This is a genomic window from Corynebacterium segmentosum, assembly GCF_900637825.1.
Taxonomy (GTDB): Bacteria; Actinomycetota; Actinomycetes; order Mycobacteriales; family Mycobacteriaceae; genus Corynebacterium; species Corynebacterium accolens.
This window is the reverse complement of record NZ_LR134408.1, coordinates 748,148-761,090: the sequence shown is the minus strand read 5'-3', so window position 1 is coordinate 761,090 and position 12,943 is coordinate 748,148. Positions and strand designations below refer to the sequence as shown.

General features: G+C 59.9%; 15 protein-coding genes. 8 read left to right on the top strand and 7 right to left on the bottom strand.

Annotation, left to right across the window (positions count from 1 at the left end; genetic code table 11):
- Window positions 1-92: 92 nt before the first annotated feature.
- Window positions 93-1,466 carry an MFS transporter gene (locus EL217_RS03745; protein ID WP_005281963.1) on the top strand — a complete coding sequence of 458 codons (1,374 nt, stop codon included), beginning with the start codon at window positions 93-95 and terminating at the stop codon, window positions 1,464-1,466.
- A 176-nt stretch (window positions 1,467-1,642) separates the two neighbouring features.
- Here the strand turns inward: EL217_RS03745 and rpmF are convergent, their stop codons facing one another.
- Complete coding sequence (gene rpmF / locus EL217_RS03740) at window positions 1,643-1,816, bottom strand: 50S ribosomal protein L32 (protein WP_005279913.1); 174 nt, start codon at window positions 1,814-1,816, stop codon at window positions 1,643-1,645.
- Between the two features lie 15 nt (window positions 1,817-1,831).
- On the bottom strand, window positions 1,832-2,101 hold the full coding sequence (locus EL217_RS03735; RefSeq protein WP_005279912.1) for a type B 50S ribosomal protein L31: 270 nt from the start codon (window positions 2,099-2,101) through the stop codon (window positions 1,832-1,834).
- Window positions 2,102-2,614: 513 nt separating this feature from the next.
- Here EL217_RS03735 and rpmB point away from each other — a divergent pair.
- The 6 genes from rpmB (at window position 2,615) to EL217_RS03705 (ending at window position 5,542) form a co-directional block, all read left to right on the top strand.
- Window positions 2,615-2,851, top strand: a complete 237-nt coding sequence (gene rpmB, locus EL217_RS03730; protein WP_005279911.1) for a 50S ribosomal protein L28 — start codon at window positions 2,615-2,617, stop codon at window positions 2,849-2,851.
- Between the two features lie 2 nt (window positions 2,852-2,853).
- Window positions 2,854-3,018 carry a 50S ribosomal protein L33 gene (rpmG, locus tag EL217_RS03725; RefSeq protein ID WP_005279910.1) on the top strand — a complete coding sequence of 55 codons (165 nt, stop codon included), beginning with the start codon at window positions 2,854-2,856 and terminating at the stop codon, window positions 3,016-3,018.
- Window positions 3,019-3,021: 3 nt separating this feature from the next.
- Complete coding sequence (rpsN, locus tag EL217_RS03720; RefSeq protein ID WP_005279906.1) at window positions 3,022-3,327, top strand: 30S ribosomal protein S14; 306 nt, start codon at window positions 3,022-3,024, stop codon at window positions 3,325-3,327.
- Window positions 3,328-3,342: 15 nt separating this feature from the next.
- The gene (rpsR, locus tag EL217_RS03715) at window positions 3,343-3,597 is read left to right on the top strand and encodes a 30S ribosomal protein S18 (protein WP_005279904.1); all 255 of its coding nucleotides are present in this window, start codon (window positions 3,343-3,345) and stop codon (window positions 3,595-3,597) included.
- A gap of 330 nt (window positions 3,598-3,927) precedes the next feature.
- Window positions 3,928-4,710 (top strand): putative nucleotidyltransferase substrate binding domain-containing protein, encoded by a 783-nt coding sequence (locus EL217_RS03710; RefSeq protein ID WP_126318616.1) that lies wholly within the window; start codon window positions 3,928-3,930, stop codon window positions 4,708-4,710.
- A 112-nt stretch (window positions 4,711-4,822) separates the two neighbouring features.
- Complete coding sequence (locus tag EL217_RS03705; RefSeq protein WP_005279901.1) at window positions 4,823-5,542, top strand: TetR/AcrR family transcriptional regulator; 720 nt, start codon at window positions 4,823-4,825, stop codon at window positions 5,540-5,542.
- 60 nt (window positions 5,543-5,602) lie between these two features.
- On the opposite strand, the gene EL217_RS03700 is transcribed toward EL217_RS03705, so the two are convergent.
- From EL217_RS03700 to EL217_RS03680, 5 genes are read right to left on the bottom strand one after another with little or no spacing between them, the layout of a single operon-like run.
- Window positions 5,603-6,217 carry a hypothetical protein gene (locus EL217_RS03700; RefSeq protein ID WP_232018388.1) on the bottom strand — a complete coding sequence of 205 codons (615 nt, stop codon included), beginning with the start codon at window positions 6,215-6,217 and terminating at the stop codon, window positions 5,603-5,605.
- A 32-nt stretch (window positions 6,218-6,249) separates the two neighbouring features.
- Entirely contained in the window at window positions 6,250-7,239 is a 990-nt protein-coding gene (locus tag EL217_RS03695; protein ID WP_232018387.1) for a hypothetical protein, read from the bottom strand.
- A gap of 31 nt (window positions 7,240-7,270) precedes the next feature.
- On the bottom strand, window positions 7,271-8,803 hold the full coding sequence (gene purH, locus EL217_RS03690; RefSeq protein ID WP_126318614.1) for a bifunctional phosphoribosylaminoimidazolecarboxamide formyltransferase/IMP cyclohydrolase: 1,533 nt from the start codon (window positions 8,801-8,803) through the stop codon (window positions 7,271-7,273).
- Window positions 8,804-8,830: 27 nt separating this feature from the next.
- Window positions 8,831-9,439 carry a phosphoribosylglycinamide formyltransferase gene (purN, locus tag EL217_RS03685; RefSeq protein WP_172596740.1) on the bottom strand — a complete coding sequence of 203 codons (609 nt, stop codon included), beginning with the start codon at window positions 9,437-9,439 and terminating at the stop codon, window positions 8,831-8,833.
- 22 nt (window positions 9,440-9,461) lie between these two features.
- Window positions 9,462-11,225: a DUF6350 family protein gene (locus EL217_RS03680; protein ID WP_197719665.1), complete on the bottom strand. Its 1,764-nt coding sequence runs from the start codon at window positions 11,223-11,225 to the stop codon at window positions 9,462-9,464.
- A gap of 518 nt (window positions 11,226-11,743) precedes the next feature.
- Here EL217_RS03680 and EL217_RS03675 point away from each other — a divergent pair.
- On the top strand, window positions 11,744-12,499 hold the full coding sequence (locus EL217_RS03675; RefSeq protein ID WP_023017615.1) for a M23 family metallopeptidase: 756 nt from the start codon (window positions 11,744-11,746) through the stop codon (window positions 12,497-12,499).
- Window positions 12,500-12,943: the final 444 nt, after the last annotated feature.

The window sequence follows — 12,943 nt, the reverse complement described above, 5'->3', positions numbered from 1 at the left end:
CAGGTTAGTGTACCTTTATATTTAACTTAGGGTTAGCTTAGTTTTAACTTTAAGTTAATTTCGTTGAATCTTTACGACCCAAGGAGTAGGCAGTGCTGACATGGCTCAAATCTCCCCGCCCACGCCCTCAATTACCTAAAGAGGACGTTGACAAGAAATTCCCCCGGCTTCGTTTCCAGGTCTTTATGGGAATCTTCCTGGGTTACGCGGGCTTTTACCTCATCCGCAATAACATCTCCACCATCGCGCCGCTGCTGCTGGAAGATAACGGGACCATCGACAAGCCTGCAATAGGCATCATTAGTAATGCCGTGCTGATTTCTTATGGCTTATCCAAATTCTTTTCCGCCATGCTCGCGGACCAATCCAATGCGCGTTACTTCCTGCCCATCGGGCTGAGCTTGTCCGCGCTGATGAACCTGATAGTCGGGTTCGTCCCGTGGGTCTCTGCATCCGTAGGCGTCTTTGCCACCGTCATGTTCCTCAATGGCTGGTTCCAAGGCATGGGACACCCGCCATGCGGCCGCGTCATCGTGCAGTGGTTCTCTACATCCGAGCGCGGTTGGAAGGGCTCGCTGTGGAATACCTCGCACAATGTGGGTGCAGGCGTATTACCGCTGCTGGTAGGCGTCGGCTTGGCGATGACCGGCAATCAATGGCAGGTAGCCTTTTGGCTCCCCGCCGTCGCGGCGCTGATCATCGCGGCCTTAGCTTTCTTGCTCATCCGCGATAACCCGCCTTCAGAAGGACTGCCGACGGTCGATGAATGGCGCAATGATCCCGCCAAGGTTGCAGATATCCAGCGGCAAGAAGGCGATGGAATCTCCACCAAGGATCTCATTTTCAAATACGTCCTGCGTAACCGCATCATTGTCCTTCTGGCCATTGCCAACGTATTTGTCTATGCACTGCGCTACGGCGTGCTCAACTGGATTACGACGTACCTCGCCGAAGTCCACCACATGAACATCAATTCCGGTTTGGTCGCCTTCGGCGCCTTCGAGCTCGCAGGCCTGCTGGGCACCATTCTCTGCGGCTGGATGTCCGATAAGCTCTTCCACGGCAACCGCTCTAAGGTCATCTTGATCTTTATCTTGGCTACGGGCCTGTCCATCGCCGGCTACTGGCTGGCCCCCGTAGGCACCCCGTTCGCGATCATGGTTATCTTCATCGCGCTCATCGGTGCCTTCATCTACGGTCCGGTTGGCCTCATCGGTTTGCAGGCCCTCGACCTCTCCCCACGCAATGTGGCAAGTACCGCCTCCGGCTTTACAGGCCTTTTCGGTTACCTGCTTGGTGCCACGCTCGCCTCGACCGGCGTAGGCTACTTGGTCAAGTACGCCGGCTGGAATGTCACCTTCATGGTCTTCCTGCTCTTTACCATCCTCGTTCTGGCCATCTTCCTCTTTATTAATAAGGAAGAAGTGCGCCTCACCGAAGAACGCAAGGCCGCGCTTGAAGCATAAGCCTTCAACTTAGGAGCACGCACTATTACTGCGCACTCTCCTTACACCGCCTGTCACCCACCCGGGATGGCAGGCGCTCTTTATTGCCCATCACCGGTGCCTAAAAAGGGCCTAAAACATCACAACCCCTCGCAGTTGCCAATAAGCAACTGGGAGGGGTGAGACTGAAAGCAGGCTTAGAACTGCTCTACGTCAACCAGGCCGAGCTTAGCGGCCTTGACCAGGCGGCGCGGGATGCGCACGGTCTGACCATCGATGGTGACTTCCTGGAGAGCGACGTTGTCAGCCTTCCACTGGGAACGACGTGCGTGGGTGTTCGCACGGGACTTCTTAAACTTAGGAGTTGCCATTTTCTCTTCTTCTCCTTACGCGTTCTTCTTCTTGCGGCGAGCCATGGCACCGAAGCGCTGGTTGAAGCGCTCGACACGGCCAGCGGTATCCATAACGCGCTGTGCACCAGTCCAGAACGGGTGGGACTCAGCAGTAACGTCAACGACGATGAGCGGGTACTCGTTGCCGTCTTCCCACTCAACGGTGCGAGAAGAGGTAGCGGTGGACTTGGTCAAAAAGGAGTGACCGGTACCAGCATCACGGAAGACCACTGGGTGGTAATCCGGGTGGATGTCTTTCTTCATAGATATTCCCTCAGGGTTGGACTACGGGTCGGTTCCGCACACTGAATAATGACGGTACGGATCGTGCCCGAGTTGGGATGTACAGTTACAGCTCGCCCGGCGCCACTAAGCGCGCCGACCGATAACCTGAATTATCCTACATTCCACCGCCATATATACGAAATTGCTCACCTGCGGCAACCACAGTCGCCACAGGCGCACATATGCGCCCCATTCGTTATAGTAACCATTAAAACCTCCCCAATGCGTTAGGCAGTGCTGCTTGATCATCGACGCAAAGCCGACGGCTTAATGCGCGAGGCTATCGCGGCAGCGATTAGGTATATCGCGAGTAAGGCTGTAAGATTTGCTCTTGCTGTTGTCAAAATATACGTATTACGCCCCGTCTACTGGTTTTTGACGACGATGCCGCACCTGCTCACACCTCACTTTTTGAGCACTGCCACCCTCACACGGCAGTCGGCACGTAGTCGTTTATAGCCACGATGTGGGCGGCTAGGAGAAAGAAGACCCATGTCGGCTATTTGCCAGGTAACGGGCCGCAAGCCGGAATTCGGCAAGCAGGTCTCGCACTCGCACCGCCGCACTTCGCGCCGTTGGAACCCCAACGTGCAGCGTCGTCGCTACTACCTGCCCTCTGAGGGCCGTACCATTACTCTGAATGTTTCCACCAAGGGTATGAAGATCATTGACCGCGACGGCATCGAGTCCGTTGTTGCCAAGATCCGCGCACGTGGGGAGAAGATTTAAGTATGGCACGTAACGATATTCGCCCAATCATCAAGCTGAAGTCCACTGCGGGCACCGGTTACACCTACGTGACCCGTAAGAACAAGCGCAATAACCCGGATCGCATCACCCTGAAGAAGTTCGATCCGATCGCCCGCAAGCACGTCGAATTCCGCGAGGAGCGATAATTCATGGCTAAGAAGTCCAAGATCGCTAAGAACGAGCAGCGCAAGGAAATCGTCGCCCGCTACGCGGAGCGTCGCGCTGAGCTCAAGAAGATCATCAAGAACCCGAACACCCCGGATGAGGAGCGTTTGGAGGCTCAGTTCGAGCTGAACCGCCAGCCTCGTGACGCTTCCCCAGCCCGCGTTCGTAACCGCGACGCAGCCGATGGCCGCCCGCGCGGTTACCTCCGCAAGTTCGGCCTGTCCCGTGTCCGTATGCGCGGCATGGCTCACCGTGGTGAGCTGCCGGGCGTTCGCAAGTCCAGCTGGTAAAGGGGTAATTGCACAATGGCTAATAAGCGCAATAACCAAAAGAAGTTCCGTATGGAGCAGAGCCGTCGCCCGAAGAAGAACCCTTTGAAGGCTGAGGGCATTGAGAAGGTGGACTACAAGGACACCAAGACTCTGCGTCTATTCATCTCGGATCGCCACAAGATCCGTTCCCGTCGCGTCACCGGCTTGACCCCGCAGCAGCAGCGTCAGGTTGCTACCGCAGTCAAGAACGCACGCGAAATGGCTCTCCTGCCGTTCACCACCCGCTAAACAGTAGCTGGGTATCAACAGCGCACTTTTGCCGCTGGCAAGTGTGACACGGTAAAAGAACCATAAACTTTCGCCGCCTACCTTTCGAGGTGAGGCGGCGAAAGTCGTTTTCGGGGTATTCTTTGGCGCTACGCCGCAAACGCCAGTTCCCACGGCAACACCAGCCGCAAAGCTCCTCCGCGAACGCCCATAGGCACGGACGCGACGAACCCGCTGCACACTCCCCCAAACGCTACTGCGCAATTGCATAAGTGTTACATTTATAGCAATCCTGCGCCGCACAACTTTTAGATGCGCACCGCTTTGCAATGAGTGAAAGGCAGTGACTGTATGGCCCTGCATCAATCCCTTCTCGATCTTTCGGAGCTTGCTCCCCATTGCCAGTCTCGGGCAACCGCTCGCGGCTTATTGGCGGAAGCGCAAGATGTCTTGCGCAATGCGGTAGCGCACCAGGACGATGAGATTGAATTAGCCAACTGGTTTTCGCGGCTGCTGACAGATATCGTGCGCGCACCAGGCGTGGATGCGGATATCCGCTTAACCGGCGCGGCGGCGCGCGGGGATCAGCTACCCAGCATGCCCATCGAGTGGATGGGAGAAGACAGCGACTTGGAGTCCGTCTTTCGCGATGTGGGGCTTGAGGTACATCAAGCGGCCGGTTCCATGGCAGCGCGCGTCGATGCCGGCCTGCCTTTAGGCCGCGGCGGTGAACAGGCTTTGTTGGAGGAGGCGTTGTCCCAGCGTCCGCCTCTGCTCCAGCGCGTTGGGGGTTTGCCCGATCGCAACGCGGCCGTGGATATCAAGTCCATGCTGTTATCCCCCATCGCCGCCATTGCGCGCTGGGCGGCACCGAGCCCGCGTCCCACGGTCGATCGCCTCGCCATTGGCCAAGAGCGCGGGATGCTCACCGCGGAGGACGCAGAGACCCTCGACCTTGCGTGGCGCACTGGGTATTCGGTAGAAATGCGCCGCTGGTACGACAATGTGCACGGCCGTGAATCCGTCCTGCAAGACCTGCCACCACTGGAGCGCACGGCCTACGGCACGGCCTGCCGCATGGTGTCTGCGACCTTCGAGTCCATCTCCCAACGCACCGCGGACGGCGCACATTAAAATCGCCACAAAGTTTTTGTGGCTACGCATGCGATCCGCGCCGGCGGGCTGCAGGGCTGTAGAGTTGTTGAGTAAAAGCATTTTCTGCTGAGAGAAAGGAGGCGTCCGCCGCATGTCAGGAAACGTCGGTAGGCCGCGTAAACATAGCCCCCGCCGCAGAGGCAATAGCGCCCGGGAAGAGATTTTGGACGCCTCCTCAGAGTTATTTACCACCCAGGGCTTTGCCACAACGTCGACTCACCAAATTGCGGACGCGGTAGGCATCCGCCAGGCATCGCTGTACTACCACTTTCCTTCCAAGACGGAGATTTTCCTCGCGCTGCTTAATTCCACCATCGAGCCTTCGCTGGAGCTTGCCGATGAGCTGGTGGATTCCGATGCCGAGCCGGAGCAGCGCCTGTGGTCCCTAGTCGCCGCGGAATCGCGCCTTCTGCTCACCAGCGGTTGGAATGTCGGCCGGTTGTACCAGTTGCCGGTGGCCAATTCGCCGGAGTTTTCGGAGTACCACAGCTCCCGCGAGCGGCTGCAGAGCCACTTCCGCACCACCGCCGCCGCCATTGTGGGCGATGCGGATCCGCGCATCGAATTGCCCTTCCACATCGCGCTATCTGTCATCGAGATGCGCCCCAATAACGGCACGCCTCCCTATGCCGCGGCCCAGTCGGTTCCGGAGACTGCCGCCATGCTTGCCGATGCCGCCCTTGCCGTCCTCGGCGCCACCGTCCCCGAGGACGCCGAAGCCATGACGCTTGAGCTGCTAAAGAACCGCAATGACTCGATCTCTGCGGCTGCGGCGGCGGCAGCGGACCGCAAAAAGAAAAAGTCTCGCTAACCTATTCCTTGTGGCATCGTTAACCGCTTCCTTGTAGCGTCGCTAACCACTTACTAGTGGTTAGCGTTGCCAGGAATCATCAAAGTCCGCGGTGGCAGCCAAGCCGCCGCCCTCGCGCACGCTAATGCCGCTGGGGGTTACGACGATGGTCGAGGGCGAGGCGTCCACGTAGTAGTTACCGCCGTCTTGGCCAATGATTGACCCAGTAAATTCGCCACCAAAGATGGTCGAGCGGTACGTCAGGACGTTTCCCTGGTTCTCACAGATAATGGCCCTGCCGTCAGGGCCTTTGCCGGCAAAGACGACGCGTTCATAACGGTGGCAATTGGCGTAGGTATTGGTATCGGTCCACCCGTATTCACCTAGGCCGTCGATGAGTTCATTTCCGCCGCCATTAGTGGTCTTCGGCGGCTGTGCCTGTTCTTGTTCGGTCTCGGTCACCGTCACCACGGGTGGTTCTTTGCCTTGGGTTTCCGGGGACTTTGTCGCCGTAGAGGTTTTTTCGGTGGAAGTCTCCGTCGTACTTTCGACGGTGGTCATGCCGCCATCGCCGGAAAAGTCGGGCTGATCCCCATCCGTGCTACTGCTGCAGGCGCTTAAAACGATGCCCGCGGTCGCTACCGCGCCGAGGTGCAGCCCCCAACGCAAACGAGGAGTTAATTGAAAGTGCGGCATGATAAGTCCTTTCTCATAAGCCGGAAGTGGGGCTAACAAGCTGGGGTGGGCCAAGCTATTTCGGCCTTGGAGAGATCGAGCGCCATGCCCGAAAGTAATGGTTGGGCGGAGGCGTACTGACCATCCGGGGCCGAGGCGATGAGTGCTACCGCCACCTCGCGTCCGCCGATGGTGGCAAGACCCATCTGCCGCACATCATAGCCGCCGGCGATATCTGGCCCCCAGCCGCCTTTGAGGGCGGCACCCTCTAGGTTACGCAGGCCATAGCTTTGAGCGGGGTCGGGCGTAGACATCGCGGTGAGGATGGGTTCGGCACCGTTGACGCAGCGCAGCTTTGCCATGAACGCGGCCTGGTCGCCCACGCTCCACTGCGTTTGCCCGAAGGCGCTAAATTCCGGGCGGGTGACCTGGCTTTGGACCTGGGTGGTGGTATCGCCGGTCTCGGCAAGCACTTGTTGCGCGGCCTGGGCGGCTTGCGCTCCGCCGCCGAGCGCGTCCCAGGCGGATTGCGCCGCCGCATTATTGGAATAGGTAATCGCAGATGTCACCACGTCGGGGCCGATGAGCCCTGCGCGATGGGCGGCGATGAGCACCGGCACCTTGGAGGTCGACCATGCGGTTTCGGGCGCGGTGCGCCCGGCGGCAATGGTGGTGGTGCCATCCGATACCGCGATGCCTACATTCCCGTAGTTGGCGGCGATACGGTCGAGTTCGCGCTGCAGGTCACCAACCACAGCCGGCCCGCCATCTTCGGCAGCTTTCGCGGCATCGGATTGGTCATCGGCCTGCGCAGCCTCATCCTGCGCTGCGGAATCGCGAGGGCTATCCGCCGTATCCGCCCTATCCGTCGCGCTCTCCGTAGAGCGCGGCGTCGCCTGCTTGGCGATGCCCGGCTCGGATCCCGTCTCCTGCTCGCCCTGCCCGCACGCGCTAAGACACAGCGCCCCCGCCACAAGTAGGCCGCCGAGCGCCATGCGCTTCGGTGCAGTACGCCTCGGCGCGGTGCGGGTGGGTGCGGGCATAACGAGGTTCCTTAGGTTTCAGGCGCTATCGCTAGTGAGCGAAGTGGCGCGTTCCAGTGAGATACATCGTAACACCAGCGGCCTTAGCTGCCTCGATAACTTCTTCATCGCGGATGGAGCCGCCGGGCTGGACAACGGCTTTGACGCCGGCATCGAGAAGCACCTGCAAGCCATCGGCAAAGGGGAAAAAGGCATCGGAGGCGGCGAAGGAGCCTTGGGTGCGGTTGGTGGCATCGGCAAGCGTATTGGCGCGCTCGACCGCAAGCTTGGCGGAATCCACGCGGTTGACCTGGCCCATGCCCACGCCCACGGTCGCATTGTCCTTAGCCAGCAAAATCGCATTGGACTTGACCGCGCGCACCGTGCGCCAGGCGAACTCGAGCTGGGCCAAGTCCTCGTCGCTCAGGGCCTCGCCCGCTGCCAGGGTCCAGTTTTCGGGCTTATCGCCTTCGGCCTGGTAGGTATCCGGCTCTTGGCGCAGCACGCCTCCGGAGATGTACTTGCGCTCCTCGCCCTTTTCCTCCGGCTCGGCCAAAAGCACGCGTAGGTTCTTCTTGGACTGCAGAATCTCCAGCGCCTTGTCCTCATAGGCGGGCGCGACGATGACCTCGGTGAAAATGCCCTTGACCTGCTCGGCCATCTCCTCGCTAACCGCGCGGTTAACGGCGATGACGCCGCCGAATGCGGACATCGGGTCACAGGCATGCGCCGCGCGGTGGGCCGCAGCGATGGACTCGTCCGATACGGCGATGCCGCACGGGTTGGTGTGCTTGATAATCGCCACGCAGGGGCGCTCGTGATCCCAGGCCGCACGCCAGGCAGCATCGGCGTCCTGGTAGTTGTTGTAGCTCATTTCCTTGCCGTTGAGCTGCTTGGCATTGGCCAGGCCCTTGGTGCCAATCCGGGTCACGGTGGCGGCCTGGTGAGAGTTCTCGCCGTAGCGCAGCGAGGTGGTCTCCTCGCCGTCGCTGAGCTGGTCCACGAACCACGCGGAGACCGCCGCATCGTAGTTTGCGGTGTGGAGGAAGGCATCGCGGGCGAGGCCACGGCGCTGGTCAAGGCTAAATCCACCCTCTTCAACGGCCTGGGTTACCTCGCCGTAACGCGCCGGATCCACAACCACGGCAACGGACGGGTGATTCTTGGCCGCCGCGCGCACCATGGAAGGTCCACCGATATCGATCTGCTCCACGCAGCCATCGAAGTCCGCGCCGGAGGCAACGGTTTCCTGGAAGGGGTACAGGTTCACCACGACGAGCTGGAAGGGCTCTACCTCAAGCTCTTTGAGCTGCGCCAGGTGGTTTTCCTTGCGAGTATCGGCCAGGATTCCGGCGTGCACGCGCGGGTGGAGCGTCTTGACGCGGCCTTCCAGGCACTCGGGGAAACCGGTGAGCTTTTCTACCGGGGTGACCTCGATTCCCAGGTCAGCAATCTTCTTGGCGGTGGAGCCGGTAGAGACAATCTCTACGCCTGCCTTATCAAGTGCGCGGGCCAGATCCTCCAGCCCCGTCTTGTCGTACACGCTAATGAGTGCGCGCTTTACCTGCTTGCGGTCTTCGCTCATGAGGAGGAATAAGCCTTTCGAAAAGTCTTAGTCTGCGAGTTGAATAAAAAGCTCCTCGCCGCGGGGCTGCGCCGCGCGCAGCACGTCGACGATGAGTTCGCGCTCTACCTTTTTAATGCGTTCGTGGAGGCTGGCCTCATCATCATCTGCCCGCACGGCCACCGGCCGCTGCGCAATGATGGAACCAGTATCCACGCCCGCGTCCACGAAATGGACGGTAGAGCCTGTGACCTTCACGCCGTATTCCAACGCATCGCGCACCCCGTGCGCGCCCTTAAACGCAGGCAATAACGCCGGGTGGGTATTGATGGTGCGGCCTTCGAAGCGGCGGAGGAAGCCCTCCCCCAAAATCTTCATAAAGCCTGCAGAAACAACAATGTCTGGCTGCGCAGCATCTACTGCATCAGCCAGACATGTATTCCATTCGGCACGGTCCGCGCCCATTTCCACGATCTCGGTATCGATATCGCGTTCTCGGGCGCGTTCAATACCTCGACACGGTTTATCCGCCACCACTTTCATCACACGGTAGCGCTCATCTTGGGCATCCAAGATGGCTTGCAAAAGCGAGCCCGTCCCAGAGACAAGCACGACAACTCGTAGGCGATCAGTGGCAGCAGTAGCGCGTGGTGGCATCGGTGAAGTCACGCGCTATAGCCTAGTCCCTCTTCCCGCTTTCAGTAGAATCTGCCGCGTCAGGCTCGCCCTCATTTGCGTCCTCTTCCACGAGTTCGCCTTCCAGGATCTCGGGGTCTTCAGCCGCTTCGCGCTCGCTGCTTTCCGATGCCCCTTCTTCCCCACCATCGCCCGCGGTACTTTCCGCGTCATCGTCGTCGGTGTCTTCGACGACCTCCCCTTCGATGACCTCGTCGGTGCTGTCTGCGCTGCCCTTGGATTCTGCGGCAGCGTCATCGTCGTCGGCTGCGTCGTCCGCGTCATTCGCTGCTGACTCGGAGTCCTCACCGTCGCCAGATTCTGATTCGTCCTCGTCCGTTTCGCTCTCGTCCAAATCGGCATCAGCATCGTCGCCGTCAGCCTCGTCGGCCTCGGCCTTGTCCGCGTCAGATTGTTCTGCGTCAGTGGTGTCCTCAGAAGCGGTATCTTCTGCCGACTCTGCAGCGTCTTCTGAATCCTCTTCGGAGGCCTCTGCCTCTGCGACCTCCTCCGCCGAAGACTCTGCCTCCGCTTCGGCCGCGCGGGCGTCGCGCCAGTTCATAAGCGCAAAGGCTGCCGCGACGGCCAAGCCCACGACGGCGATCCATAGCGCGGCAAGGCCAGCAGCAGTCCACAGGTGCGGGCCGGTGTAGCCGTAATAGCCAAGCGTGCCGCTAACCAGATAGCACGCGAAGAACATGATGACCGCGGTAGCCACCGTGGCCGCGAGCACCTTCTGGAAGGACGGGCGCTTCTTATACAAGGACATCGTCGCCGCGATGAGGGGAACCACCATGAACACGACCGCCCAGCCGGGCGAGGATGCCGGGATGCCACCAGTAATGGGCAGCGGCGGCAGCGGAACAAGGTGGGTACTAAAGAGGCTGACCTGTGCCTCACCTGCCGAAAACTCCGAGCCCACCAGCACTGCCCCGGTACTGACGATGGCGTTGGGGATATACAGCAGGCTCAACAGGATGAGGGTAAAAACGCCCAACCCAGTGATGGACGGATATTCATCCATCATCTCCCCCTGGCGCGAGAAGTTCACGATGAAGATGAGCACGAAGACCACGGTCGCGCCAATGGCGAGGTAGGCGAGGTAGCGCAGGGCGATAAGGGCGGCATCGACAAGCAGCGGCGGGGCACCATAGCGCTTGGCCAAGGCGCGCCACAGGCGGGTACCCATGCCGGCTGCCATCGCCGCTAGGTGCACGACGATGACGCGAGCAAGCGCAGCAGCGAGGTTCGGCGGGGATACGTCGAAAACCTTGCCGGCATCCCACAACATCACCCAGGCAATGCAGGTCAGTACCACCGGCACGCCCATCACGCAGGCGACAAGAATAGCCAGATCCTTCACGCTGACTTTGTGTTTTACCGCGGCGCGCACGCGCACCGCCACCACCGTGGCGAGGATGAGGGCGGGCAAGGCGGGGAGGAACGACAGGTCCACCCCGGCCGCAGATACCGGCGCGAGGTTAAAGACCATCCACGCTTCCGCCACGATGGTCGGCAGCCACGCAAGGGGCGAGCCAAAAAGCAAAAGCGCGCCGAATGCAAGCGCCACAATAATAAGGACGACAATAATATTCGGCAGCGCCGCCGACATGAATAATTGGCGTATGCGCCCCGCCTTCGTCAGCGGGGCCGGCGTGCGACGGGCCTTCGCCTTCGACCCAGCTTTGCGGGCGACGCGTTCTGCGGAATTATGCGGCTTCTGCGTCGCAGTGGCATGCGGTGCACGAGGGGCGCGCTCTGTCTGCACTGTCCGGCCCCGCGCCTGGCTACGCGGGCGGGGCGTTGACCGAGATTGGGGGCTGGTGTTTTTGTTCATCGGCGTCCACTTTGCCACCTTTTGTGCGTGGTATCGGGGTGGCGCGACGAGGCACCTCCAAAATCACCGTGGACTTGTTCAGTAACTACTGTAGACATATATATAAGGAATAAAGTTTTAACTCTTATCCCCCACTGGTCACAGTAATTACATGCCATTGCATTTCCACGGCAGGACGTTACAGCGCACCATTACAGCTTCGGGGCTACCGCGGGGGCTTAGTTTTAAGAGATTTATATCGCACTATGCGCCACAACTTTCCATAACGTGCCTGCATGTAGGCTTATTCCAGACCGGCGCGAGAAAAAATTCATTTTTGGCTTGCTGTTATCTTTTTGAGACGCTACTGTTACATCTCGTTGGTAACAAGAAGGTCACAATCTCGTAACTAACCCAGAGACGGTGTAACGCTCTTTTTGAAGATTGTGAAAGACACGAAAGAAGATTTAATGCGAAGCAAAGTTCAGCGTGGCGCCGGCCGCCATCGCAAGATTGTCACCTCGCAGACCACCAAGGGTCGTATCGCTGTCATGACCGTTGCAGCCGGTGCCGTGTCCACCGCCGGCGTAGGCGGCGCAGCTGCCGCTAACGTTGAATCCGACAACGCTGCATCTTCCACCACCACGACGCAGTCTGTTGACTACAAGCTTGCCGCTGATACTTCCGAGGTCAACAACACCCCAGCCGGCTCCTCTGATGCTGCACCACAGATCCTCAACGTGGCTGAGGCAAAGCCGGTTACCAATCTGGTTGACCAGCTGAGCAAGTCCATCCAGGCTTCCGCTGACCGCGCCGCCGAGGACCTTGCCGCTCGCGCTCCTTCCATTGCTCGCCCCGCTGAAGGCGCCTTCACTTCCGGCTTCGGCCCGCGTTGGGGCTCCTTCCACTCTGGCGTGGACATCGCCAACGCCGTTGGCACCCCCATCCTTTCCGTCATGGACGGCACCGTCATCGATTCCGGCCCAGCCTCCGGCTACGGCCAGTGGATTCGCATCCTCCATGATGATGGCACCATGACCGTCTATGGCCACATGCAGACCCTCGATGTTGCCGTGGGCGAGCACGTGCACGCTGGCCAGAAGATCGCCGGCATGGGCTCGCTCGGCTTCTCCACCGGTTCCCACCTCCACTTCGAGGTTCACCCGAACTCCGGTGACGCCGTTGACCCACAGGCATGGCTGGCCGAGCGAGGCATTCAGCTCTAAGAGCCTTCTTTCCTTCTTGTTAAAGCGCCGCAGATAGCCTCTGCGGCGCTTTTGCTATGCCTAGACCCCAATAAGCTCCACTCGCCCGCAGTCCCCACAACAAGCCCCTCGTGCGGAGCCACAGCCCCACCTTCGCCCACCAGAGGCGATCTCCGCGATGGAGATAGTTCTACCCCACCCAGAAGGGCAGATTGCGTCCCAAAGGATGCTAGAGAGCCGCACAGCCGCCCTCCAGGGCCCGTATGAGCCCCCTAGGGCCCCATAGCCGCCCAAGCCTCCACATCGCGGGATTAGGGCCCCTCCATTCGCCCTGAGCGCCGTTGCACCGAACGAGAGCACATACACGCGGCGCCAGGAATTATCACCGGCGAGCGTCGCCATAAACGAGCCACCAATAGAGGCCCCAAAATAGCCCCACCGACTGCCAGTTAAGTCCAGCATCCA

What these genes read in the sequence shown, in the direction of transcription:
- rpmF (WP_005279913.1), bottom strand. Translation starts at nt 1,816, where the DNA reads ATGGCAACTCCTAAGTTTAAGAAGTCCCGTGCGAACACCCACGCACGT.
- EL217_RS03735 (WP_005279912.1), bottom strand. Translation starts at nt 2,101, where the DNA reads ATGAAGAAAGACATCCACCCGGATTACCACCCAGTGGTCTTCCGTGAT.
- rpmB (WP_005279911.1), top strand. Translation starts at nt 2,615, where the DNA reads ATGTCGGCTATTTGCCAGGTAACGGGCCGCAAGCCGGAATTCGGCAAG.
- rpmG (WP_005279910.1), top strand. Translation starts at nt 2,854, where the DNA reads ATGGCACGTAACGATATTCGCCCAATCATCAAGCTGAAGTCCACTGCG.
- rpsN (WP_005279906.1), top strand. Translation starts at nt 3,022, where the DNA reads ATGGCTAAGAAGTCCAAGATCGCTAAGAACGAGCAGCGCAAGGAAATC.
- rpsR (WP_005279904.1), top strand. Translation starts at nt 3,343, where the DNA reads ATGGCTAATAAGCGCAATAACCAAAAGAAGTTCCGTATGGAGCAGAGC.
- EL217_RS03710 (WP_126318616.1), top strand. Translation starts at nt 3,928, where the DNA reads ATGGCCCTGCATCAATCCCTTCTCGATCTTTCGGAGCTTGCTCCCCAT.
- EL217_RS03705 (WP_005279901.1), top strand. Translation starts at nt 4,823, where the DNA reads ATGTCAGGAAACGTCGGTAGGCCGCGTAAACATAGCCCCCGCCGCAGA.
- EL217_RS03700 (WP_232018388.1), bottom strand. Translation starts at nt 6,217, where the DNA reads ATGCCGCACTTTCAATTAACTCCTCGTTTGCGTTGGGGGCTGCACCTC.
- EL217_RS03695 (WP_232018387.1), bottom strand. Translation starts at nt 7,239, where the DNA reads ATGCCCGCACCCACCCGCACCGCGCCGAGGCGTACTGCACCGAAGCGC.
- purH (WP_126318614.1), bottom strand. Translation starts at nt 8,803, where the DNA reads ATGAGCGAAGACCGCAAGCAGGTAAAGCGCGCACTCATTAGCGTGTAC.
- purN (WP_172596740.1), bottom strand. Translation starts at nt 9,439, where the DNA reads ATGCCACCACGCGCTACTGCTGCCACTGATCGCCTACGAGTTGTCGTG.
- EL217_RS03675 (WP_023017615.1), top strand. Translation starts at nt 11,744, where the DNA reads ATGCGAAGCAAAGTTCAGCGTGGCGCCGGCCGCCATCGCAAGATTGTC.